Raw genomic sequence first — 22,454 nt, 5'->3', positions numbered from 1 at the left:
GCAAGGCCACTGACAACTACGCGCGTTGACAATAGGCTGCGCTCCGTCCTCCGCCTGTCCATCAACGTCCACGTCCAACGTCCACGTCCAAGGGGACCCATGTCAGTGACCCACCCGCGTCGCCGTGCCGCGCGCCGCGTCGCCGCAGCGACCGCCGGACTGGCCGCGGTCGGTGCGCTCGTCATAGCGAGCCCGACCGCCCAGGCCCACGAGACCCACCACGGAGGCAAGGGCCACGGCAACAGCGGCCGTACCGTCGACCTCCAGTTGCTCGCCGTCAACGACTTCCACGGCAACCTGGAGCCCCCGGCCGGTTCGTCCGGCCGCGTCACGGAGCTCCAGGCGGACGGCACCTCCAAGACCGTCGACGCCGGTGGCGTCGAGTACCTGGCCTCCAGTCTGCGCACCGCCCGCAAGGGGCAGGAGCGTTCGCTCACCGTGGCGGCCGGCGACATCGTGGGCGCCAGCCCGCTGCTGTCCGGCCTGTTCCACGACGAGCCCACCGTCGAGGCCATGAACAAGCTGGGGCTGGACGTCACCAGCGTCGGCAACCACGAGTTCGACGAGGGCAAGGACGAGCTGCTCCGCCTCCAGAACGGCGGCTGCCACCCGGTCGAGGGCTGCTACGAGAAGGGCCGCAAGTTCAAGGGCGCCGACTACCCGATCCTCTCGGCGAACGTCGTCGACGAGAAGACCGGCCGCCCGCTGCTCAAGCCCTACACCATCGAGAACGTCAAGGGCGTCCGCGTCGGCTTCATCGGCGTCACTCTCGAGGGCACCCCGAACATCGTCACCGCCGAGGGCGTCAAGGGGCTGAAGTTCCTCGACGAGGTCGAGACGATCAACAAGTACACCAAGGAGCTCAAGCACAAGGGCGTCAACGCCGTCGTCGCGCTGGTGCACGAGGGAGGCTTCCCCGCCTCCTCCGCGTACAACTACGACTGCGACGCGGGCGGTTCGGGCGCCGGCCTGTCCGGCCCGATCGTCGACATCGCCAAGCACACCTCGGCGGACGTCGACGCGCTGGTCACCGGCCACACCCACAACGCCTACGTCTGCACCATCCCCGACCCCAAGGGCAACGACCGCCTGGTCACCAGCGCGGCGTCCTTCGGCCGGCTCTTCACCGAGCTGGACATGAAGTACGACCTGCGCACGCACGACATCGTGCGCGCCTCGGTCCGGGGCTCCAACCACGTCGTGGACCGCACCCAGAACAAGGCCGCGGACATGACCTCGCTGATCAGCCGCTGGCAGACGCTGGCCGCTCCCGTCGCCGGCCGCACCGTCGGCTGGATCTCGCAGGACATCACCCGGGCCGGTGACGAGTCCCCCCTCGGCGACCTCATCGCCGACGCGCAGCTCGCGTACGCCAGGACCCTCGACCCCTCGACCGCGATCGCGCTGATGAACCCCGGCGGCATCCGCACCGACCTGGTGCACAGGGCCTCCGGCGGCGAGGGCGACGGAGTGGTCACCTACGCCGAGGGCTTCGCCGTCCAGCCGTTCAGCAACACGGTCAACCTGCGGACGCTGACCGGCGCCCAACTGGTCACCGCGCTCCAGCAGCAGGTCAGCGGCAGCAACGAGGCCGCCCCGAAGATCCTCCAGGTATCGGCCGGCCTGACCTACACGCTGGACCTCACCAAGACCGGCGCCGCCCGCGTCGTGACCGACTCGATCCGCCTGAACGGCGCCCCGATCGACCCGGCCGCGAGCTACCGCGTCGCGATGAACTCCTTCCTCTCCGGCGGCGGTGACGGCTTCGGCGTGCTGGCCGAGGGCACCGGCGAACTCGTCGGCGGCGACGACCTGGCCGCGCTCAACGCCTACCTGACCGCCAACTCCTCGGCCTCCGCGCCGCTGGCGGCCCCGGCGGCGGACCGCATCACGATCGTCCGGTAGGGACGAGGCGGAGCGGGCAGGTCCCGCGCACACACGCACCGCACCGGGGGCGGCCGTCGGCAGCGACGGTCGCCCCCGGCCGTTCCCGGTCGCCTCCGATCGCCCCCGGCCGTCCGTACACGCCCCGCTCTTCCGCCGCCCGTAGGCGCTCCCTACCCTGGGGGACATGGCGACTACGCAGCGGCGGCGGTTCAGGTCCGGCGCGGTGATCCTGGGCGGCATGGGTGTGCTGGCCGCCGCCCTGGCCGCGTGCGGCTCCGACCCCGACAAGCGCTGCGTCGACCCGGACACCTACCGGACGCTCCCGGCCAAGGAGTGCGACGACGACAACGGCAAGGGCAGCTACTACTACGGCGGCAAAGTCCGGAACGGGAAGGCCGAGGGCGGCAGCTTCGACAAGTCGTCGGTGAAGACCGGGGGTTTCGGCGGCCACGGCTCGGACCACGGGTCCGGCGGCGGCTGATGCGGCGGCACGTCGTCGAGCCGCGCCCCGGCTGGCAGCGGATCGTCGAGGACCAGGGCGTCGTCTACCCGCTGACCCGCCACCCCGACGGGTCCTTGCGGCCCTACTGGGACGAGAGCGGCTACTACGAGTTCTCGCTCCCGGAGGTCGAGGCCCTGGAGGAGACCGTCGAGGAGCTGCACGCCATGTGCCTCGCCGCCGCGGAGCACATCGTGGCCGAGGACCGCTTCCGCGAACTCGGCGTCCACGACCCGCGCCTGGCCGGGCGGATCGCCGAGTCCTGGCGACGGCGCGCCGAACTCCCCTCCCTCTACGGCCGTTTCGACCTGCGCTACGACGGGACCGGCCCGGCGAAGCTGCTGGAGTACAACGCCGACACCCCCACCTCCCTGGTGGAGGCGGCCAGTGCCCAGTGGTTCTGGATGGAGGACCGTTTTCCCGGCGCCGACCAGTGGAACTCCCTGCACGAACGCCTCGTCGACGCGTGGCGGCGTCAGGCTCCGCTGCTGCCGCCCGGCCCGGTGCATTTCGCGCACACCGAGGCCGACGAGCTCGGCGAGGACCTGATGACGGTGGCGTACCTGCGGGAGACCGCCGAGCAGGCCGGCCTTCGCACCCGCGCCCTGTCCGTCGAGGAGATCGGCTGGGACGCGCTGTCCGGTCGCTTCGTCGACGACCGGCTGCGCTTCATCCGCAGCTGCTTCAAGCTCTATCCCTGGGAGTGGCTGGCCTCCGACCCCTTCGGCGGCCATGTCCTGGACACCCTCGACAACGGCGGCGGCACCGGCACCACCTGCTGGATCGAGCCCGCCTGGAAGATGCTGCTGTCCAACAAGGCGCTCCTGGCCGTCCTGTGGGAGCTCTACCCGGGCCACCCCAACCTCCTCGCCGCCTATCTCGACGGTCCCCGCGAACTCGCCCGGACCACCGGCTGGGTCGCCAAGCCGCTGCTCGGCCGCGAGGGCGCCGGCGTCACCGTGCACCGGGCGGGCGAGACCGCCGCGCCGCGCGCCGAGGAGCCCTGTTGCTACCAGGAACTGGCCCCGCTGCCCGCGTTCGACGGCAACCACGTGGTGCTCGGCGCGTGGGTCGTGGCGGACGAGCCGGCCGGGCTCGGCATCCGCGAGTCGGCGGGTCTGGTCACCGACACGTACGCGCGCTTCCTGCCGCACGTGATCCGCTGAGCGGCGGCGACGCCGGGCGTCGTCCGCACCGCCGGCCCGGGCCGGCTGACGCCGCTCGAAGCCGGAGGCCGGCCCGTCCCGTCCCAGGCCGCCTGGGGGCACGGACCGTCACGTCGTCGGCGCCCGGTCAGGTGATCCCCGGCTCCCGGTCAGGCAGTCGGCGGCGTTCCGGGTGGGGGCCCGGGCGGCGTCGCGGGCGGCGGGGTCTGCGCCCCCGGCAGCCGGACGACCGCCACGGTGCCGCCGTCCTGCGCGGGGTGCAGGGCGACCGTGCCGCCGAGCTGCTGCACCGTGCGGGCCACGATCGACAGGCCGAGGCCCGAGCCGGGCAGGCTGCGGGCGGAGGCCGAACGCCAGAAGCGCTCGAAGACGTGCGGCAGGTCCTCCGACGGGATGCCCGGGCCGTGGTCCCTGACCGTCAGCTCGCCGCCGTGCAGGTCGACCTCGACCGTTCCGGCCGGCGGGCTGAACTTCACGGCGTTGTCCAGTAGGTTGATCACCGCCCGCTCCAGAGCGGAGGGCTCGGCCCGCAGGTACCAGGGGGCCAGCTCCGCGGTGATCTTCAGGTCGGGGCCGGTGCGCCGCCGGGCCCGCTCCAGCGCGGCCTCCACGACCTCGTGGAACGCCACGGTCTGCGGAGGCGCGCCGCCGTGGGCCGCGTCCGGCCGGGACAGCTCCTGCAGATCGCCGATGAGCGCCGCCAGTTCGCCCATCTGCGCCTTCACCGAGAGCATCAGTTCCCGGCGGTCCTGCGGGGGCAGCTCCCGGCCGGTCAGCTCGCTGCGTTCGAGCAGCTCGATGTTGGTGCGCAGGGAGGTGAGCGGGGTGCGCAGCTCGTGCCCGGCGTCCGCGATGAGCTGCTGCTGCAGCACACGGGAGGAGGACAGGGCGGCCGTCATGGCGTTGAAGGACGCCGACAGCCGCGCGATCTCGTCGCGGCCCTCGACCGGGATGCGGACGTTCAGGTCCTCGGTGCGCGCCACATGCTCCACGGTGTCGGTGAGCCGGTCCACCGGCTTCAGCCCCGCGCGGGCCACGCCCAGCCCCGCCGCGCTCGCGCCGAGCACCCCTATGCCGCTGACGGCCAGCAGGATCAGGGCGAGGGTGTTCAGCGGCCCGGTCACCTCGCTGAGCGGGCGGCCGACCGAGATCGCCGCCTGCTCCGTGCGCTGGCGGGGGTACTCGATCTGCGCGGGCCGCGTCAGCACCCGCATCCTCGTGCCGTCCCGCGTGGTCACGGTCTGCAGGGACTGCGGTGAGTCGCCCCGGACCACGGCGAGATCCGCCGCGGTCACCGGCAGCACCTCGTCGCCGAGCACCCAGCAGCCCGTGCCGTTCTCGGTGACGAGCAGCACGGAGGAGTGGTTGGGGTTGAAGGAGAGCGGCCCGTTGTCCACGTCCGTCCGGGGCCGGCTCAGGCACCCGTAGTCGCCGAGCACGCTCCGGGCGGCGGGGGCCGCGTTGCCCGGCGAGCTCAGCGACTCGTCCAGCTGGTCCATCAGCTGCTTCTCCACGATGAACCAGCAGGCCAGCGCGCACGCCGCTACCGCGACCGCCACGGCGGCCGCGGTGAGGATGGCCAGCCGGGAGCGCAGCGGAAGGGAGCGGAAGCGCGGGATGCGCGGCATCAGCCCTTGCCCTCCGCGGAGCGCAGCACATAGCCGACACCCCGTACGGTGTGGACCAGCCGGGGCAGGCCGCCGGCCTCGGTCTTGCGCCGCAGGTACATCACGTACACGTCCAGGGAGTTGGAGCTCGGCTCGAAGTCGAAGCCCCAGACCGCCTTGAGGATCTGCTCGCGGGTGAGCACCTGGCGCGGGTGCGCGAGGAACATCTCCAGCAGGGTGTACTCGGTGCGGGTCAGCTCGACCGGCACGCCGGCCCGGGTGACCTCGCGGGTCGAGGTGTCCATCCGCAGGTCCGCGAAGGACAGCACGCCCTCCTCGGCGTTGTCGCCGCCCGGCAGCGTCGCGTACGCGCTGCGCCGCAGCAGCGCCCGCAGCCGGGCGAGCAGCTCGTCCAGTTCGAAGGGCTTGACGAGGTAGTCGTCGGCACCGGCGTCAAGACCGGTGACCCGGTCTCCGACGGTGTCCCGGGCCGTGAGCATGAGGATCGGCGTGGTGGTGCCGCCGGAGCGCAGCCTGCGGGCGGTGGTGAGGCCGTCCATGCGCGGCATGAGGACGTCGAGGACGATCACGTCGGGCCGGTAGGAGGCGACCTGGTCCAGGGCGGCCAGGCCGTCCTCCGCCAGCTCGGTCTGGTATCCCTCGAAGGCGAGGCTGCGCCTGAGTGCTTCACGGACCGCGGGCTCGTCGTCCACGATCAGGACACGGGCGGGGGCCTCGCCGTTCTCGCCGGGGCTCATGCTCTTCCACCTCACGGGATGAGGGTCGGGGGCGGTGGGCGCCGCCGGGGGTCCGGCGGGGTGCCCGGTTCTCAGCCTTGCACGGCGGCGAGGCGGTGGGCCGCAATCGCCCGGCGGGCGTAGCGGCGCGCGTAGCGGCGGGTGGTCGCGATCTCGGGCTCGCGGGCGGCCGGCTCCCGGTAGGGGATCAGCGCGCGGTCGGCGGGGCCGGACGGGACGCCGGCGGGGTGGCGGGAGGTGCTGAGGAAGACGTTCATGGTGCCCACTTCCCTTCGAAGCGGTGCGGTCAGCTGTCGCTGCCGCCGTTGCGCAGGGTGCCGAGGTCTGCCTTCACGGTGTTCACCGGGATGGCGAAGCCGAGGCCGACGCTGCCCGCCTGACCGGTGGCGGAGGCGGCGGCCGAGTACATGGCCGAGTTGATGCCGATGATCCGGCCGCTCATGTCGATCAGGGCGCCGCCGGAGTTGCCGGGGTTGAGCGAGGCGTCGGTCTGGATCGCCTTGTACGTGGTCGTGGAGGGTCCGACGTCGCCGTTGAAACGGCCGCCGCCGAACTCGAACGGCCACCCGCCGGCGCCGGCGCCGGGCCGCTGCCGCTGCTGCCCCTCGCCGGTGGACACGGTGACGTCGCGGTCGAGGGCGGAGACGATGCCGCTGGTGACGGTGCCGGAAAGACCCTCGGGGGAGCCGATGGCGACGACCTGGTCGCCGACCTCGACCCGGCTGGAGTCGCCCAGCGACGCCACCGGCAGGCCGCTCACGCCCGCGGCCTTCACCAGCGCGAGGTCCTTGCCGCTGTCGGTGCCGAGGACGTCGGCGGTGACCGTCCTGCCGGAGCTGAAGGTCACCTTGACCGAGGCCGCACCGGAGACGACGTGGTTGTTGGTGACGATCTCACCGTCGCCGCTGACGATCACACCCGAACCGGTGGACTGCCCGGCGTCGGAGGTCGCGCTGATCTCCACGATGCTCGGGCCGACGGCGGCGGCCACGGCCGCGACCCCGGTGCTGCCGGAGCTGCTGGCGCCGATCACCTTGGTGGCGGCGCCAGCCGCGGAGGTCGCGGTCGTCGCCCGCCCCACCAGGGCCGCCGCCCCACCGCCGATCAGCGCGGAGACCAGCGCCACGGAGGCGACCAGCGCCACGGGTCGGCGGCTGCGGGGCTGCGGCTGGGCCGGCGCGGCGGCCGGGTGCGGCGCAGGGGGCTGGGAGAAGGGACGCGGCTGGGCGTAGGGCGCCGCGTGCCCGTACGGGACGTGCGGCTCGTACGGAGGCCGGGGCGGGTACCCGCCGGCGCCGGGGGACTGCTGCGGCTGCCGCGGGTCGTGGGCGTCGTCGCGACGGGTGCTCTCGTTCATGTCTATGACTGTGCTCACCGAACATGAGAGCTTCCTGAGCGTGACCTGAGAACCGGGGCAGAGTTCCGTATGCCCGATATAAACAACAAAGCGGCAGGTCAGGGCCAGGGCTGATACGGCCCGCACAGACCGCCGCCCGCGGGCCGGCGGATCGGTCGGGGCGGGCCGGTCGGGTGGCGGTCAGTGGCAGCCGCAGCTGCGCCGCACGACCAGCCGGGACGGGAACTGCCGCAGCCGCTCGCGCCTCGAGCCGGAGACCCGCAGCCCGTCGTCCAGCACCAGGTCCAGCGCCGCACGGGCCATGGCCTCGCGGTCCGAGGCCACCGTCGTCAGCGGCGGGTCGGTGAGCGCCGCCTCCTTGACGTCGTCAAAGCCGGCCACGGCCAGCTCGCCCGGCACGTCGATGCGCAGTTCGCGGGCCGCCCGCAGCAGGCCGATGGCCTGGTCGTCGGTCGCGCACACGATGGCGGTGGGCCGGTCGGGCCGGGACAGCAGCTCCAGGCCGACCTCGTAGGCGTCGTAGCGGTTGTACGGGGAGGAGTACAGACGGCCCTCGACGGGGATGCCGGCCTCCTGCATGGCGCGGCGCCAGCCCTCGATGTGGTCGGTGACGGGGTCGCCGTGCTTCGGGGTGATCTCGGTGCCGCCGAGGCAGGCCACGTACGCGTGCCCGTGCTCCAGCAGGTGCCGGGTGGCGAGCTGGGCGCCGCCGACGTCGTCCGTGACGACCGCGACGTCGTCGATCGCCTCGGGCCGCCGGTGCATCAGCACCACCCGCGCGTCCCAGGCGTCGATCTCCACCGCGGCGTGCTCGCTGAGGCCCTGGCTGATGAGGATCAGCCCGGAGACCCGCATGCCGAGGAAGGCGCGCAGATAGTGCACCTCGCGCTCGTCGAGGTAGTCGGAGTTGCCGACCAGCACCATCTTGCCGCGCTCGGCGGCCGCCCTCTCGACGGCGTGCGCCATCTCCGCGAAGAACGGCTGCCGGGCGTCCGGCACGATCAGCCCTATGAGGTCCGTACGGCGACTCGCCATGGCCTGGGCCACCCGGTCCGGGCGGTACCCCAGCTGCTTGATCGCCGCGAGGACACGCTCGCGGGTGGCCGGTGCGACCGGCCGGGGTCCGTTGTTGATGACGTAGCTGACGACCGCGGTCGAGGTCCCCGCCAGCCTGGCCACATCGTCACGCGTCACCTTTGCCACGGGCTGAGTCTACGCGGGTACACCCGTGCGACCCACCGTCTGTCCACGGGCGTGACCACCGCGTGATCAGCCCGAGGTCACGCGCCTTGGGAGCCGGTTCCGGCCGCCTCCTGCGCCGGCGCGGGCGCCGGTTCCTGCTCGGTCCGCGCGGAGGCCGCCTCGGGCTCCGTCCGCTCGCCCTTCTCCGGGCTGACGAAGCGGTAGCCGACGTTGCGGACGGTGCCGATCAGGGACTCGTGCTCGGGCCCGAGCTTGGCGCGCAGCCGCCGTACGTGCACGTCCACGGTGCGCGTGCCGCCGAAGTAGTCGTAGCCCCAGACCTCCTGCAGCAGCTGGGCGCGGGTGAAGACCCGGCCCGGGTGCTGCGCGAGGTACTTCAGCAGCTCGAACTCCTTGAAGGTCAGGTCCAGCACCCTGCCCTTGAGCTTGGCGCTGTACGTGGCCTCGTCCACCGACAGGTCGCCGTTGCGGATCTCCGCCGGGCCGTCGTCGACGACGATCTGCTGGCGGCCCATCGCCAGACGCAGCCGCGCCTCGACCTCCGCGGGCCCGGCGGTGTCCAGCAGGACGTCGTCGATGCCCCAGTCCGCGGTGACGGCCGCGAGGCCGCCCTCGGTGACCACCAGGACCAGCGGGCAGCCGGGCCCGGTGGAACGGAGCAGTTGGCACAGCGAGCGGACCTGCGGCAGGTCGCGGCGTCCGTCGACGAGGATCACGTCGGCGCCGGGGGTGTCCACCAGCGCGGGGCCCTCGGCCGGGGCCACCCGTACGTCGTGCAGCAGCAGCCCGAGGGCGGGAAGCACCTCGGTGGACGGCTGGAGCGCGTTGGTCAGGAGGAGGAGAGAGCTCACCGGCTGCTCCTGTCGTGCATCGTCCGGTCATGCGTGTTCCGCTTGCCCATTGCGACCCTCCTCGGTCCCTGCGAGGACGTGTGCGCGCCGACCTGTGCCCTCCGGCGGGCCGGAAAGCACGAAAGGACCCGGGGGCGACGCTGCCCGGATCCTCTTGACCAAAGAGAATAGCCCACATGGAGTCCGTGAGTGAGCCCCTCGTCGTGCGCTCGTGTGCGCCGTCGATCGTTTCCGGTGGGTTGCGTGCGGTGCTGACGGCCGAGGACCGGGTGCCCATCGACGCCGCGTACCTGCCCGGAGCGACGCCCGGAGGTCCGGCGATCGTCGTGGCGCACGGCTTCACCGGCGCCCTGGAGCGGCCCGCCGTGCGGCGGGCGGCGCAGATCTTCGCCCATGCGGAGGGCGTCGGCGGCGTGGTGACCTTCTCCTTCCGGGGGCACGGCCGTTCCGGCGGACGCTCCACGGTCGGCGACCGGGAGGTCCTCGATCTGGAAGCCGCGGTGCGCTGGGCCCGGCGGCTCGGGCACCCGGCGGTGGCGTCGGTGGGCTTCTCCATGGGTGGTTCGGTCGTGCTGCGGCACGCGGGGCGCAAACCGGCGCAGGACGGGGCGCACGTCGACGCGGTGGTCTCCGTGAGCGCGCCCGCCCGCTGGTACTACCGGGGTACGGCGCCGATGCGCCGCGTGCACTGGGCGATCACCCGGCCCGTGGGACGCCTGGTCTCCCGAGGGGTGCTGCACACCCGTATCCACCACAAGGACTGGGACCCCGTGCCCGTGCCCCCGGTCGAGGCGGTGCGCTCCATCGCGCCCACACCGCTGCTCGTCGTGCACGGCGACCGCGACGGGTACTTCCCGCTCGACCACCCGCTCTCCCTGGCTGACGCCGCGGGCGGCGCCGCCGACCTGTGGATCGAGCCCGGGTTCGGCCACGCCGAGAACGCCGCGCCGTCCGCCCTCCTGCGCCGCATCGCCGGGTGGACGGCCGAACGGGCCGGCCAGGCCCGGCCGCCCCGCTGACCCGGCGCCCGGGCCCGGCCGCCGCGCGGCGGCCGGGCTGCGCCATCATGGACCGCGGGAGGACAGGCACCGGCGAACGGAAGGACCGCTATGGCGGCACACGGAACCATCCGGTACTGGGCCGCGGCCAAGGCCGCCGCCGGCGCCGCGGAGGAGCCGTACCGGGAGGGCACCCTCGCCGAGGCGCTGGACGCGGCGCGCGAGCGCCACGCGTCCCGCCCCGAGTTCGCCCGCGTACTGGCCAGGTGCTCGTTCCTGGTCGACGGGAACCCCGTCGGCACCCGCGACCACGCCGGGGTCCGGCTGGCGGACGGCGGCACCGTCGAGGTGCTCCCGCCGTTCGCGGGAGGATGAGCACGTGACCGACACCCACGACTGGTATGACCGCGGCGCGGGCCCGATGCCCGCGCACGACACCACCGCCGTCCTCCCGCCCGCCGCGGACGCACCGCAGCCGCCTTCCGGCGGCGGCCGCGCCGCCCGCCGCCGCCAGGCTTCCCGCACCGGCTCGCCGATCATCGCCCCCGGCATGCAGCCCGCCCTCGTCACGGCCGCGCTGGCGCTCCTGCTGGCCGGCGGCGTGCTGCTGGGCCGTCCCGCGCTCGCCGCGGCGGGGGTGCTGCTGCAGGCGGTCACCGCGGCCGGCTGGTTCCGGCTGAACGGCATGTGGCCGGCCCGGCAGGGCATCGTGCTGGCCTTCCTGGCGGGCGTCACCGCCGAGGTCGCGGTGCTGGCCGGCGGGGCGCAGAACGCGCCGTCGGTGATCATCGGCACCCTCGGCGTCTGGCTGCTGCTCGTCCTCGTCCTGCAACTGCGCCACCGCGGCAGCGCCGAGGAGCGGCTCTCCTCGCTGACCGCGACCGCCGCCTCGACGCTCCTGACGATCCTGGCCACCGGCTTCCTGGCGACCACGGCGGACCCGCGGGGCGCCGACGCCGTCGTCACCGCGGTGGCCGCGGTCGCCGTCGCGACGCTCGCCCGCGCGATCCCGCTGCCCGGGGTGGTCTCCGTCCTGGTGGCGCTCGCCGCGGCCACCGGCGCCGGCATCGCCCTCGGGCGGCTGGAGACCTCCGACGCGGCCCTGATCGCGCTCGCCGCCGGGGTCTGCGCGCTGATCGGCCTGCGGGTGGCCAGCTACGACTTCCCGTCCCGGTTCGTCCACTTCACGGCTGGTGTGGCGCTGCCGCTGACCGCCGCCGCCCCCGCCGTCTATGTGATGGCCCGGGTCCTGCTGGGCTGAGGCACCCACTAGGGTCGGGGTCCGAACACCGACTCGGGGGTTGGCCCATGCGTGCTGTCCGGATCCTGCTCGTCCTCGTCGTGGTCCTCGGCGGTTTGTTCGTCGCCGCGGACCGGATCGCCGTGCACTTCGCGGAGTCCGAGGCGAAGGACCGGGCGCAGCGGACGCTGGGGCTCGACTCTCCGCCCGGCATCGAGATCCGGGGCTTTCCGTTCCTCACCCAGGTGCTGGCCGAGAAGCTGGACGACGTCGAGGTGACGGCGGACGACGTGCGGGCCGGCGCCGGGGACCAGTCGCTGAGCGTCGCCCGCTTCCAGGCCGACCTGCACGGGGTGAGCCTGGGCAGCGGCTTCAGCAGCGCGGTCGCCGATACGGCCGAGGGCACCGCCCTCGTCAGCTACGAGGATCTGGCCAAGGCCGCCCCGCGCGGTGTGACGATCGGCTACGGCGGCGCCTCGGCGAACGGCGAGGGCCGGGTCAAGGTGGGGGTCGAGGTCTCCACCCCGGTCGGCACGATCAAGCGCAGCGTGGTCAGCGAGGTCAGCCTGACCGACAAGGGCGGCATCAAGCTGACCGCGGGCACGATACCGGGGCTGGAGTCGCTGCCCCCGGCCGTGGAGGACCTGATCCGCGAGCGGATCGACTTCTCCCGCGCCCTGTCGGGCCTGCCGCAGGGCATCGAACTGACCTCCGTGACCGCGACCGCCGACGGCGTCAGCATCGCGGCGACCGGCAAGAACGTCGTTCTCGCCCAGTGACGCCGCGTCCGCCCGCGCCGCCGGCGCGGGCGGGGCGGACCCCCGTGACCGCCGCGGAGGTCACGGCCCGGCATTCGCTCCGTATCCCGCATCACGGACAATCTCATCTCGGGATACGGACCGCCGGTGACACCGGCCGGTCCCCTTCCCTACGATCGAGCCCATGAAGCGACAGGCGGATCTCACGAAGCGGCGGGCAGTCGACCTGTGCCGTGTCGCCGCCATGCTCTGTCGCGTTCCCTAAGGGCCCCTGCGCCGTCCGCCGGCGCAGCGCGCAGGCCCCACCCTTTTCCGCGCAAGGCCGCGACGCGCCCGTGCGGCGCAGTCCGGCATCCGTGCGCACCCGTCCGTGCGCCGAGACATCCGCAACTGCCCCGGAGGAGACAGCAATGAGCCGCAGTGACGTCCTGGTGGACGCCGACTGGGTCCAGGCCCGGATCGACGACCCGAAGGTGGTCATCGTCGAGGTCGACGAGGACACGTCGGCGTACGACAAGAACCACATCAAGAACGCCGTCCGGATCGACTGGAAGCAGGACCTCCAGGACCCGGTGCGCCGTGACTTCGTCGACCAGGCCGGCTTCGAGAAGCTCCTGTCGGCCAAGGGCATCGGCAACGAGGACACGGTCGTCCTCTACGGCGGCAACAACAACTGGTTCGCGGCCTACGCCTACTGGTACTTCAAGCTGTACGGCCACGAGGACGTCAAGCTCCTCGACGGCGGCCGCAAGAAGTGGGAGCTGGACTCCCGCGACCTGGTCGACGGCTCCGAGGTCCCCGTCCGCCCGGCCACCCAGTACAAGGCCAAGCCCCAGGACACCTCCATCCGCGCCTTCCGCGACGACGTCGTGGCGGCCATCGGCAGCCTGAACCTCGTCGACGTCCGCTCGCCCGACGAGTTCACCGGCAAGCTGCTCGCCCCGGCCCACCTGCCGCAGGAGCAGTCCCAGCGCCCGGGCCACGTGCCCACCGCCCGCAACATCCCCTGGTCGAAGTCGGCCAACGACGACGGCACCTTCAAGTCGGACGCCGAGTTGAAGGAGCTGTACCAGAACGAGGGCGTGGACCTGGCCAAGGACACCATCGCCTACTGCCGCATCGGCGAGCGCTCCGCGCACACCTGGTTCGTGCTGCACGAGCTGCTCGAGCAGCCCAACGTCAAGAACTACGACGGTTCCTGGACCGAGTACGGCTCCCTCGTCGGCGTGCCGATCGAGCTCGGCGCCGCGAAGTAAGCCCACGAGACCGACCCCCGACCGGGAGGAATCAGCACCATGTGTGGAGCGAAGGCCGGCGGCCCTGATCTGGCCGGCATCGACGTTTCGACCGAGACGATCATCCAGGGTTCCGTGACCCGCGACGGCGAGCCGGTCACCGGCTACGTCCGGCTGCTGGACGGCGGCGGCGAGTTCACGGCCGAGGTGCCGACCTCGGCGACCGGCCAGTTCCGCTTCTTCGCCGCCCCCGGCTCGTGGACCCTGCGTGCCCTCGTGCCGGGCGCGACGGTGGACCGTGCCGTCGTGGCCCAGCAGGGCAACCTCACCGAGGTCGCCATCGCCGTCTGACCGGCGGCCGCGCGGACGATCGAAGGGCCGCGCTCCCACCCGGGCCACCGAGTGGGAGCGCGGCCCTTCGGGTCGTACGGTGGAAGGGTGTCCACGAGGCGGCGTCGTCGTTGGTATTACGCCATGATGGGCAGTTGCGTCCTGCTCTTCGTCCTGGCGTGGAGCCTCGTGCGGCTGTGGTCGGTCCCGGTGGCCGTCGGCATGTGCGTGGTGGCCATGATCATCCCGCCGATCGCCGCCGTCGTCGCCAACCGCAGGGGGCGGGACGAGCGCTGGTGGGACGAGACCGGCGACCCGACCTCCGACGAGTGGTGGCGCGAGCTGGACCGCCGCGACGACCACCGCGACCAGCGCTGACGCCCGGAAAGCGGCCTCAGCGGACCCCGGACTCCCGACGGGACTCCCGACGATCCCGCGACCGCGAGGCCCTCGGACCGCCCGCACGAACCCTCACGGCGGCTCAGTAGACGAGCGCCTGCGTCCCGTCGGCCATGGCCTCGCTGACGAAGACCTGCGACCCGGCGATCCGGACGCCGTCCAGCACGTCCTTCTCCGTGATGTCCCGGCGCGCCGCGCACTGGGTACACAGCGTGATCCGCCCGCCCGCCATGATCCCCTCGATCAGCTCGGGCAGCGGCGCGGCGTGCGGCAGTTCGAACTCCGCGGCCCGCCCCGGCAGCGCGAACCAGGCGGACTCCCCGGTCAGCCACAGCGACACCTCGACGCCGCTGGCGACCGCGACCGCCGCCACGGTGAACGCCTGGGAGCAGCGTTCGGGGGCGTCCGCACCTGCGGTCACCTTGATCACGAGCTTCTTCGCCATGCCACATACCCTAAGGTGGCTCGTCTCACGGCAAAACCAGTGGGAGCGTTCACCGACGCTCGACATAATGCGTTCCCGCGTAGGCGCGATCAGCGCGCCGGTCGCGGAAGTCTGCCCGGGGGGGCCTGTGGAAGCGCGTACCGAATCGCGTGCCGGCGCCGTCATCGCCATGATCGTCGGACTTGTTGTGCTCGCGACCGTGACGGCCGGGGCCGTCGTGGCGTTCGGCCGTTCGTCGTCGTCGTCGGCGGCGCTGCCGGCCGCGGCCGCGCCGAGCAGCCGGGGTCCCGGGACGGCCGACCCGCGGCCGTCGTCGAAGACCGCGTCCCCGAGCCCCGCCGCGACGGCGGCGCCCTCGCCCACGCACACCCTCAAGGGCACCGTGGACGGCGGCAGGCACAGCGGTGACCTGCGCTACTTCCTGCTCACCCCGCCCGCCGGCGCCGAGGTCTACGGCGACGAGGAGGGCTCCGAGCTGTCCCGCTCCGAGGCGGCGGACTCCGCCGAGATGGAGCGGGCCCTGGCCGACCACGGCTTCAAGGCCGCGGCCCAGCGGACCTACCTCACCGCTGACGGCGACTACGAGGTCTCCGTGCAGCTCGTCCGCTTCGCGGACGCCGGCTCCGCCACCGCCTACTACAGCGCCTTCTACTACCAGGAGCCCCGGATCACGCTGCCCGCGTCGAGCAGCCCCGCCAAGGCGTACCGCCTGTCGTCCTCCTCCGCGGAGAGCACCGGCTCGGTGATCGTCCTGTCCCACCAGGGCGACGTGCACATCACCCTCTCCGTCACCGGGGCGAAGACCCCCGGCAAGGACCTGCTCGCGCGGCTCCTCGACCAGCAGTACCGGCGCCTGAAGACCGGCCGCTGACCGGGCTGTACGGCGCACCGTACGCAACGCCCCCCGAGCGGCCGCGCCCGGGCGTCGTCCCGGACCGGCCTCATGCCTGCCTCGCACCGGCCGGCACTCCGGCCGCCACATCGATGAACACCCCAGTGGAGAACCCTTTGACCCAGGACATCCCCGTCCCGGAACAGGACGCCCCTGTTCCGGGCGGGCCACCCGTCCGCCCGCCCCGCAGACGCGGCCGGACCACCCTGCTGATCGCCTGCGCGGCGGTCCTCGGGGTCCTGGCGGGCGCCGGCGCCGGTTACAAGATCCAGTACGACCGCCCCGAGACCCCGCTTCCCCCGCTCGCCCAGCCGAAGCTCGTGCAGCCCAAGGGCGCCGCCCCGTCGGCGAAGCCGCTCACGGCGGCGGAGGACACCCTGGTCACCTCCGACGGCGACCTGCGCAAGCTGCTGCTCAAGAGGCCGAAGGGCGCCAAGGACCTCGACGGCGACATCGGCCGCGACCACTGGTACTCGCTGTACGACTACGCGAGCACCTTCGAGGAGCCGGGTGGCATGTTCGCGATGCTGAACGGCAACGACTTCCGGCGGGCGGCCGTCTCCGCGTGGCGGACGGGTGGCTACGCCACCTCCGTGACCACCGAGGTCCACCTCATCCAGTTCCGCGACGAGACGCACCCCTACACCGCCGACATGCTCGAGGGGCAGCAGGAGTACATGGGCGGGAAGAAGTACGCGGGCAACAAGGGGACGGCCGTCCCCGGCACCTTCGACGGCAGGGCGTGGGTCTACTCCAAGCCCTGGACCGAGCCGGGCTACCTGCCCCAGTACGCGGCTCGCGCTCTGGCTCGTAAAGGCACCGTCATGATGGACATCTGGGTGCAGTCGGCACGGCCGATCAAGAAGTCCACCATCATGTCCCTGGCCGAGCGGCAGTGGGAGCGGCTGTGAGCGACGAGAACATCCCCACCCCCGCGGAGCCGCAGCCGCAGCCGCAGGGCCGGCCCGCAAGCCCGGTGGCCGGGCCCGAGCTCGGGCAGTCGCCGCTTGCCGGCCCCGCTCCCGCCGACGGCTCCACCAGGCCGGAGGCCGTCACCACGACCGGCCGCGGCCGCCGCGGCCTCGCCCTGGGCCTCGCCGCCGCGCTGGTCGCCGTCGTCGCGGGCGGTGGCATCGGCTTCGCCGTGCTGAAGCACCAGAAGGAAGACGGCGGTCACGCCGGCTCGAAAGCCTGGAAGGCACCCGAGCCGAAGAAGACCGCCGAGTACGGCACCCAGTCCGGGGGCAGCCACTACGGTGCCCTCGGCGAACTGCTGCTGCCCGTCCCCTCGACCTACATGCCGGGCCCGGACGTGGGCGCGTACGGCAACGACGCGGAGTTCACCGGAAAGCAGGCCGTAGCCGTCTTCGAGGGCGATCTCGCCGGACTGCCCAAGAAGCAGCGGGACCGGTTGCACAAGACCGTGGCGCAGCTTCACATCCAGGGTGTCGGCCTGCGGACGTACCGCGAGATGACGGGGGCGACCGCCTTCGAGACGCAGGTCGTGCAGATGAAGAACAAGCGCGCGGCCCGCGCGATGACCGACGTCTTCACGGAGTTCACCAAGGCGCTCGGGGTCTTCAGGAACGGCCCGAAGGTCGAGGGGCACGACAAGGCGCGCTGCGTCCTGCCACCCAAGAAGCCCGGCGCGAAGCTCGACACCATGATCTGCGTGGCGACCGAGGGCGACCTGACGATCCGCATGTCCGTCTCGGGCCGTTCGCCGCTGCCCAAGGACGAGGCCGCGGATCTGTTCAAGCAGCAACTCGACCGCGTCGAGGACCCGGGAGAGGCGGCATGACCGAACAGAACCAGAGCGACGACGCGAAGGCCGCGGCACAGGCGGGGTCAGCGGTGGCGACCACCGTGGAGGCCGTCCCCAGCACCGCCGGCGCTGAGGCGGCGGAACCGGCGCCGACGAGCCGGGCGCAGGACGTGCGGGTGGCGGAGCCGCCCGCCGCACCCACGATGAAGCCTGAGCCCGAGCCCGCGTCGGGCACCGGGAAGCCCGAGGACGCGACGGAGCCCGGATCCGAAGTCGCGACGGAGCCCGGATCCGAGGTCGCCCGGCCTGGAGCCGTGTCCGAGCCCGTGCCCGTGGTGCCCGCGGCGGAGGCAGTGACCGAGCCCTCGGCCGGGACGGCGGCCGAGGACGCACTCCTCCCGGAGGTGGGGGCCGTGTCCGGAGAGGCGGTCGCGGACCGCCCCCGGAAGCGACTGCGCGATCGACGGGCCTTGCGCGCCGCCGTGCGGTGGACGGCCGCCGTCGTGGCGTTCGCGGCCCTTGGCGGGGCCGCGGCGTACGCCGTGACGCAGCCCGAGCGGACCGAGATCCCGGGTCTGCGTACTCCGCACGACGGCCGCTGGACCTACCCCGCCCTGAAGCTGCCCAAGCTGCCGGCCGGGGCGCCCCGGCCGCAGGACGGCGAACGCAACCGGGCACGCCGGCACTACGCGGACGTCCGCAGCCTGCTGCTGCCCGCTCCTGCCGGCGCCAAGGTCGACAAGACCTTCCCAGGCGCCACCGGGTGGCTGCAGACCGGCGACTTCGTCGAGCTCTACCGGAAGAACGACCGGGGGAAGCTGACCGCCGCCTTCGAGCAGAACGCCCTCCGGCACATCGCGGCCCGCGCCTGGACCACGAGTGACGGAACCCGAGCGGAGGTCTACCTGCTGCAGTTCGAGACCTTCGGCTACGCGGCCTACGCCAAGGGCACTCTCACCGACTGCGCCCTGGCGAAGGCCGAGGCGGCCGACTACGACTCCGACTGGGAGGCGATTCCGGTCGAGGACTCCGAGCTGAACATCTCCGTCTTCGACGAGGACAAGCCGCGCGGGGCAGAGCACGTCCGCTACGCCTACGTCCAGGCCGGCGACGTCCTGGCTGTGATCGTGCTCGCCAGGCCCGGGACCCTGCCGGCCGTCCCCCTCCACCAGGCCGTGGTCCTCCAGTCGCAGCTGCTCGGCTGACTCCGTACGGATCGGGGCCGCGGGGACGGGCGCGCCCGCGTGGGGCGGACCTCACGCGGACGCGCCCGTATCCGCCCACTAGACTCGTATCCGGCCCACCGGGCCGCCGACCGTCCGCGCCTGCCCGAGGAGCACGCTCGTGAGCGCCATTGAGTTCTTCTTCGACACCCTGCTCGTCCTGGTCTGCCTTGGCGTCATCGCGTTCTCCGCTCTGGCCGTGAAGAAGCTCTACCAGGGACAGCGCTGAACATGATCGAGATCCCCTCCGACCTCCATCCCGACCTCGTTCCCCTCGCCTTCCTCCTGGGCACCTGGGAGGGCGCGGGCGTCTTCGACTTCCCGGGCGCCGAGAAGTGCAACTTCGGGCAGGAAGTGATCTTCGCCCACGACGGGCGGTCGTTCCTGGAGTACACATCCAAGACCTGGGTGCTGGACGCCGAGGGCAAGCCGTCGAAGCCGCTGGAGAGCGAGTCGGGCTTCTGGCGCATCACCAAGGACCGCACGGTCGAGGTCACGCTGACCCGCGACGACGGCGTCATCGAGATCTGGTACGGCGAGCTCGCCGAGTCCAAGCCGCAGATCGACCTCGTCACCGACGCCGTGGCCCGGCTCGCCGACGCGCCCGCGTACAGCGGCGGCAAGCGCCTGTACGGCTACGTCAAGAGCGACCTGATGTGGGTAGGCGAGAAGGCCACCCCCGAGGTGCCGCTGCGCCCCTACATGTCGGCGCACCTGAAGAAGGTCGTCGACCCCAGCGAGTGGGCGAAGGACCTCAAGGACCTCCCGGACGACGGCATCGCCTTCTTCCGCTGAGCGGAACCGCCGGACCCACCGGGCCGCCGGTCCGGCCGGCCCCACGGCCCTTGGCGCACCCCCGGCCCCCGGGGGGGCCGGGGTAGGGCCGTGGGGGATCGGGACTCCATGATCGCCCCCTCCCTTGCCTAGACTGTCCTCGTGGTCACCACGGACTGGAAGAGCGACCTGAGGCAGCGCGGCTACCGGCTGACGCCGCAGCGGCAGCTTGTCCTGGAGGCTGTCGACACGCTGGAGCACGCGACTCCGGACGCCATCCTGACCGAAGTGCGCAGGACCGCCTCCGGCGTCAACATCTCCACGGTGTACCGCACCCTGGAGCTCCTGGAGGAGCTGGGCCTGGTCAGCCACGCCCACCTCGGGCACGGCGCCCCCACCTACCACCTCGCCGACCGGCACCACCACCTGCACCTGGTGTGCCGGGACTGCGAGTCGGTCATCGAGGCCGACGTGTCCGTCGCCGAGCCGCTGACCTCCCGCCTGCGCGAGACATACGGCTTCGAGACGGACATGAAGCACTTCGCGATCTTCGGCCGCTGCGCGGAGTGCACGGGGAAGCCCTCGAACGCCTGAGGGTTCAAGTAACCGGACGTAGGGTGGTGGGCATGCAGCGCCAAACAACGACCAGTCCCCTGCTGTCGCTCCCCGGTGCCGTTCCCGCGGAAGGCCCCGACGAGGGAGTCGCAGCGCACTACGGGGACCTCTTCCGCGAACAGCGCGCACTGGCGGACGGCAGCGGATTCGTCGACCTCTCCCACCGGGGCGTCGTCACCGTCGCCGGCCAGGACCGCCTCGCGTGGCTCCACCTGCTGCTGACCCAGCACGTCAGCGACCTCCCGCCCGGCCGGGCCACCGAGGCGCTCATCCTCTCCGCGCACGGCCACATCGAGCACGCCCTCTACCTCGTCGACGACGGCACCACCACCTGGATGCACGTCGAGCCCGGCACGCAGGGCGAACTCGTCGCGTACCTGGAGAGCATGAAGTTCTTCTACCAGGTCGACGTCTCGGACCGGACCGGCGAGTACGCCGTCGTGCACCTGCCCGCGGGCAGCATCGCCGCCGTTCCGGAGGAGTGGCCGGTGCGCGAGGTCCCGTACGGCCGCGACGTCTTCGTGCCGCGCGGCGAACTCGAGGCCCGCTCCCATCCGTCGTCCGCCACCGGGTCGGACAGCGCCGCGCGCTTCTTCTCCGAAGCCGGCAGCCCCGTCGGCGTGCTGGCCCTGGAGGCACTGCGCATCGAGGCCCACCGCCCCCGGGTCGGCCTGGAGACCGACCACCGCACCATCCCGCACGAGCTGGGCTGGCTGGACACCGCCGTCCACCTCGACAAGGGCTGCTACCGCGGCCAGGAGACCGTCGCCCGGGTGCACAACCTCGGCCGCCCGCCGCGCCGCCTGGTCTTCCTCCACCTCGACGGCAGCGAGGTCAAGCTGCCCGGCCACGGCGCGCCCGTACGGCTGGCCTCGGACGGGCCGGACGGCCGCCCGGTCGGCGCCGTCACCTCCTCCGCCCGCCATTGGGAGCTGGGCCCGATCGCCCTCGCCGTGATCAAGCGCAACACCCCGGTGGACGTGACGCTGCTCGCGGACGGGACGGCGGCGGCGCAGGAGACGGTCGTCGAGCCCTGACGGGCCCGACAGCAGCGCCCGACAGGTCTGACCGGATCCCTCCGGCGGGCCGGATCACATCTCCAGGACGACCGTGAACGGGCCGTCGTTCGTGAGCGAGACCTTCATGTCCGCTCCGAACCGGCCCGTCTCCACGTGCGCGCCCAGCGCCCGCAGTTGTGCCACGACCTCGTCCACCAGCGGCTCCGCGACGGGGCCGGGCGCCGCCGCGTTCCACGTGGGGCGGCGCCCCTTGCGGGCGTCACCGTAGAGGGTGAACTGGGAGACCACGAGCAGCGGCGCGGCGATGTCCGAGCAGGACTTCTCCCCGGGCAGGACGCGCAGCCCCCAGAGCTTCCGCGCCAGTTGGGCCGCCTTCTCCACCGTGTCGTCGTGCGTCACCCCCACCAGCACGCACAGGCCGGGACCGACGATCTCGCCGACCGTCTCGCCGTCGACCACGACACTCGCTTCGCTCACCCGCTGGGCCACCGCACGCATACCGCCATTGTCCCGGGTCGCCGGGGGCGCGCGGCACCGAGGCCGTACGCCCGCTTGGACTCACGCACAACTGTCCGGAGCCGCCGTTCGGGTGCAGGTGCCTGCGAGACGCAGCTAGTCGGTGGCACGATCGATATCTGCCCGACGCGGGGGACGAGGGGACGGACAGCGATGAAGCACAGCATCACGACCGGCACGGCGGAAGGCGATCGCATGCTCAAGGCACCGGGCCCGCGCTCCCCCCTCCTCGTCGGCAACCCCAGGCCCGACTTCGCCGGTCTGACTCTCGACGGGCTGCGCACCGCGCGCCGCGAGGCCCAGTTGGAGGAGGCCGACCTCTCGTACCTGCGGCGGCTCCTCCAGGGCCGGATCGACATCCTCCGCGCCGAACTCGCCCGGCGCACCGCCCCGGACGCCCCCGTGCTCGACCGGCTCTCCGAGATCCTCACCGACACCCCGTCCCGGCACCGCTCCTCGGCCCGCCACGTCACCCTGGGCACCCCGCACAGCGAGCGCTACCGGCAGCTCGCCGAGGAGATGCTCGCCGAGGTCCAGCTCTCCGACCTCGAGGCCCGCACCGACCAGGAACTCCACGACGCGATGGGCCGGCTGGTCCGCCACGAGCAGCAGGTCTCGCGCTACCGGCAGTCGCTGCAGCGGACGGTCGACGGCTGCAGCACCGAGATCGCCCGCCGCTACCGCGAGGGCGAGGCCCGGGTCGACGACCTGCTGGCGGGCGACTGAGAGGCCGCGCGGATAGGCGGGCCGGCGTCGCGGGTCGATCACTCGCGCCTGGCGGCGTTGTCGTCGGTCGCCGCAGCTCCGCTGCGTCTCCCTTCTCCGCCTTGCCGGACTCGGCCCTCGACCCGCTCCTTTCTCCACCCCGCCTATCCGCGCGACCTCTGAGCTTGACTTTAAACCCCACCAAGATCATG

General features: G+C 72.7%; 27 protein-coding genes. 19 read left to right on the top strand and 8 right to left on the bottom strand.

Going from position 1 to position 22,454, the window contains the following annotated elements:
* Positions 1–99: 99 nt before the first annotated feature.
* From AC3ET4_RS18950 to AC3ET4_RS18940, 3 genes are all read left to right on the top strand, one after another.
* Complete coding sequence (locus AC3ET4_RS18950; protein ID WP_431950849.1) at positions 100–1,905, top strand: bifunctional metallophosphatase/5'-nucleotidase; 1,806 nt, start codon at positions 100–102, stop codon at positions 1,903–1,905.
* A 166-nt stretch (positions 1,906–2,071) separates the two neighbouring features.
* Positions 2,072–2,368 carry a hypothetical protein gene (locus AC3ET4_RS18945; RefSeq protein WP_431950847.1) on the top strand — a complete coding sequence of 99 codons (297 nt, stop codon included), beginning with the start codon at positions 2,072–2,074 and terminating at the stop codon, positions 2,366–2,368.
* Positions 2,368–3,552, top strand: coding sequence for a glutathionylspermidine synthase family protein (locus AC3ET4_RS18940; RefSeq protein WP_431950845.1), 1,185 nt, complete (start codon positions 2,368–2,370; stop codon positions 3,550–3,552). The genes AC3ET4_RS18945 and AC3ET4_RS18940 overlap by 1 nt, the downstream gene beginning before the upstream one ends.
* Before the next feature lie 149 nt (positions 3,553–3,701).
* Here AC3ET4_RS18940 and AC3ET4_RS18935 read toward each other — a convergent pair whose 3' ends face one another.
* The 6 genes from AC3ET4_RS18935 to AC3ET4_RS18910 form a co-directional block, all read right to left on the bottom strand.
* A complete protein-coding gene (locus AC3ET4_RS18935) occupies positions 3,702–5,180 on the bottom strand; it encodes a sensor histidine kinase (protein WP_431950843.1) in 1,479 nt (492 codons plus the stop codon).
* Positions 5,180–5,917, bottom strand: coding sequence for a response regulator transcription factor (locus AC3ET4_RS18930; RefSeq protein ID WP_431950841.1), 738 nt, complete (start codon positions 5,915–5,917; stop codon positions 5,180–5,182). Before AC3ET4_RS18930 ends, AC3ET4_RS18935 begins: the two co-directional genes overlap by 1 nt.
* 71 nt (positions 5,918–5,988) lie before the next feature.
* Positions 5,989–6,174 (bottom strand): hypothetical protein, encoded by a 186-nt coding sequence (locus AC3ET4_RS18925; protein ID WP_431950839.1) that lies wholly within the window; start codon positions 6,172–6,174, stop codon positions 5,989–5,991.
* Positions 6,175–6,203: 29 nt separating this feature from the next.
* On the bottom strand, positions 6,204–7,274 hold the full coding sequence (locus tag AC3ET4_RS18920) for a trypsin-like peptidase domain-containing protein (protein WP_431950837.1): 1,071 nt from the start codon (positions 7,272–7,274) through the stop codon (positions 6,204–6,206).
* A gap of 180 nt (positions 7,275–7,454) precedes the next feature.
* Complete coding sequence (locus AC3ET4_RS18915; protein WP_431950835.1) at positions 7,455–8,477, bottom strand: LacI family DNA-binding transcriptional regulator; 1,023 nt, start codon at positions 8,475–8,477, stop codon at positions 7,455–7,457.
* A 77-nt stretch (positions 8,478–8,554) separates the two neighbouring features.
* A complete protein-coding gene (locus AC3ET4_RS18910) occupies positions 8,555–9,328 on the bottom strand; it encodes a response regulator transcription factor (RefSeq protein WP_431950833.1) in 774 nt (257 codons plus the stop codon).
* A 176-nt stretch (positions 9,329–9,504) separates the two neighbouring features.
* Here AC3ET4_RS18910 and AC3ET4_RS18905 point away from each other — a divergent pair, with 176 nt between their 5' ends.
* From AC3ET4_RS18905 to AC3ET4_RS18870, 8 genes are all read left to right on the top strand, one after another.
* Positions 9,505–10,347: an alpha/beta hydrolase gene (locus AC3ET4_RS18905; RefSeq protein WP_431950831.1), complete on the top strand. Its 843-nt coding sequence runs from the start codon at positions 9,505–9,507 to the stop codon at positions 10,345–10,347.
* Between the two features lie 90 nt (positions 10,348–10,437).
* Complete coding sequence (locus AC3ET4_RS18900; protein WP_431950829.1) at positions 10,438–10,701, top strand: MoaD/ThiS family protein; 264 nt, start codon at positions 10,438–10,440, stop codon at positions 10,699–10,701.
* A 4-nt stretch (positions 10,702–10,705) separates the two neighbouring features.
* Positions 10,706–11,587 (top strand): hypothetical protein, encoded by an 882-nt coding sequence (locus AC3ET4_RS18895; RefSeq protein WP_431950827.1) that lies wholly within the window; start codon positions 10,706–10,708, stop codon positions 11,585–11,587.
* A gap of 47 nt (positions 11,588–11,634) precedes the next feature.
* Positions 11,635–12,345 carry an LmeA family phospholipid-binding protein gene (locus AC3ET4_RS18890; RefSeq protein WP_431950825.1) on the top strand — a complete coding sequence of 237 codons (711 nt, stop codon included), beginning with the start codon at positions 11,635–11,637 and terminating at the stop codon, positions 12,343–12,345.
* 163 nt (positions 12,346–12,508) lie between these two features.
* On the top strand, positions 12,509–12,589 hold the full coding sequence (locus AC3ET4_RS18885; RefSeq protein ID WP_354797803.1) for a putative leader peptide: 81 nt from the start codon (positions 12,509–12,511) through the stop codon (positions 12,587–12,589).
* Positions 12,590–12,734: 145 nt separating this feature from the next.
* A complete protein-coding gene (locus AC3ET4_RS18880) occupies positions 12,735–13,580 on the top strand; it encodes a sulfurtransferase (protein WP_431950823.1) in 846 nt (281 codons plus the stop codon).
* Positions 13,581–13,619: 39 nt separating this feature from the next.
* The gene (locus AC3ET4_RS18875; protein WP_431950821.1) at positions 13,620–13,910 is read left to right on the top strand and encodes a DUF1416 domain-containing protein; all 291 of its coding nucleotides are present in this window, start codon (positions 13,620–13,622) and stop codon (positions 13,908–13,910) included.
* 123 nt (positions 13,911–14,033) lie between these two features.
* Positions 14,034–14,267 (top strand): hypothetical protein, encoded by a 234-nt coding sequence (locus tag AC3ET4_RS18870; RefSeq protein WP_431950892.1) that lies wholly within the window; start codon positions 14,034–14,036, stop codon positions 14,265–14,267.
* Positions 14,268–14,370: 103 nt separating this feature from the next.
* On the opposite strand, the gene AC3ET4_RS18865 is transcribed toward AC3ET4_RS18870, so the two are convergent.
* Positions 14,371–14,733 (bottom strand): DsrE family protein, encoded by a 363-nt coding sequence (locus AC3ET4_RS18865; RefSeq protein ID WP_431950819.1) that lies wholly within the window; start codon positions 14,731–14,733, stop codon positions 14,371–14,373.
* Between the two features lie 169 nt (positions 14,734–14,902).
* Here AC3ET4_RS18865 and AC3ET4_RS18860 point away from each other — a divergent pair, with 169 nt between their 5' ends.
* The 7 genes from AC3ET4_RS18860 (at position 14,903) to ygfZ (ending at position 21,039) form a co-directional block, all read left to right on the top strand.
* On the top strand, positions 14,903–15,604 hold the full coding sequence (locus AC3ET4_RS18860) for a hypothetical protein (protein ID WP_488175946.1): 702 nt from the start codon (positions 14,903–14,905) through the stop codon (positions 15,602–15,604).
* 137 nt (positions 15,605–15,741) lie between these two features.
* The gene (locus AC3ET4_RS18855; protein ID WP_431950815.1) at positions 15,742–16,536 is read left to right on the top strand and encodes a hypothetical protein; all 795 of its coding nucleotides are present in this window, start codon (positions 15,742–15,744) and stop codon (positions 16,534–16,536) included.
* On the top strand, positions 16,533–17,426 hold the full coding sequence (locus AC3ET4_RS18850; protein ID WP_431950813.1) for a hypothetical protein: 894 nt from the start codon (positions 16,533–16,535) through the stop codon (positions 17,424–17,426). The genes AC3ET4_RS18855 and AC3ET4_RS18850 overlap by 4 nt, the downstream gene beginning before the upstream one ends.
* Positions 17,423–18,595 (top strand): hypothetical protein, encoded by a 1,173-nt coding sequence (locus tag AC3ET4_RS18845; RefSeq protein WP_431950811.1) that lies wholly within the window; start codon positions 17,423–17,425, stop codon positions 18,593–18,595. Before AC3ET4_RS18850 ends, AC3ET4_RS18845 begins: the two co-directional genes overlap by 4 nt.
* Before the next feature lie 249 nt (positions 18,596–18,844).
* Complete coding sequence (locus AC3ET4_RS18840; RefSeq protein ID WP_431950809.1) at positions 18,845–19,408, top strand: heme-binding beta-barrel domain-containing protein; 564 nt, start codon at positions 18,845–18,847, stop codon at positions 19,406–19,408.
* A gap of 141 nt (positions 19,409–19,549) precedes the next feature.
* Positions 19,550–19,981 (top strand): Fur family transcriptional regulator, encoded by a 432-nt coding sequence (locus tag AC3ET4_RS18835; RefSeq protein WP_431950807.1) that lies wholly within the window; start codon positions 19,550–19,552, stop codon positions 19,979–19,981.
* A 32-nt stretch (positions 19,982–20,013) separates the two neighbouring features.
* Positions 20,014–21,039: a CAF17-like 4Fe-4S cluster assembly/insertion protein YgfZ gene (ygfZ, locus tag AC3ET4_RS18830; RefSeq protein WP_431950805.1), complete on the top strand. Its 1,026-nt coding sequence runs from the start codon at positions 20,014–20,016 to the stop codon at positions 21,037–21,039.
* Positions 21,040–21,093: 54 nt separating this feature from the next.
* Here ygfZ and dtd read toward each other — a convergent pair whose 3' ends face one another.
* Positions 21,094–21,519 (bottom strand): D-aminoacyl-tRNA deacylase, encoded by a 426-nt coding sequence (dtd, locus tag AC3ET4_RS18825; protein ID WP_431950803.1) that lies wholly within the window; start codon positions 21,517–21,519, stop codon positions 21,094–21,096.
* Positions 21,520–21,732: 213 nt separating this feature from the next.
* On the opposite strand from dtd, the gene AC3ET4_RS18820 reads away from it, so the two are divergent.
* A complete protein-coding gene (locus tag AC3ET4_RS18820) occupies positions 21,733–22,263 on the top strand; it encodes an RsiG family protein (protein ID WP_431950890.1) in 531 nt (176 codons plus the stop codon).
* The last annotated feature ends 191 nt before the right edge of the window (positions 22,264–22,454 follow it).

Source organism: Actinacidiphila sp. bgisy167 (assembly GCF_057707665.1).
Note: the sequence above shows the minus strand (reverse complement) of the source record. Positions and strands in the feature narration are given on the sequence as shown.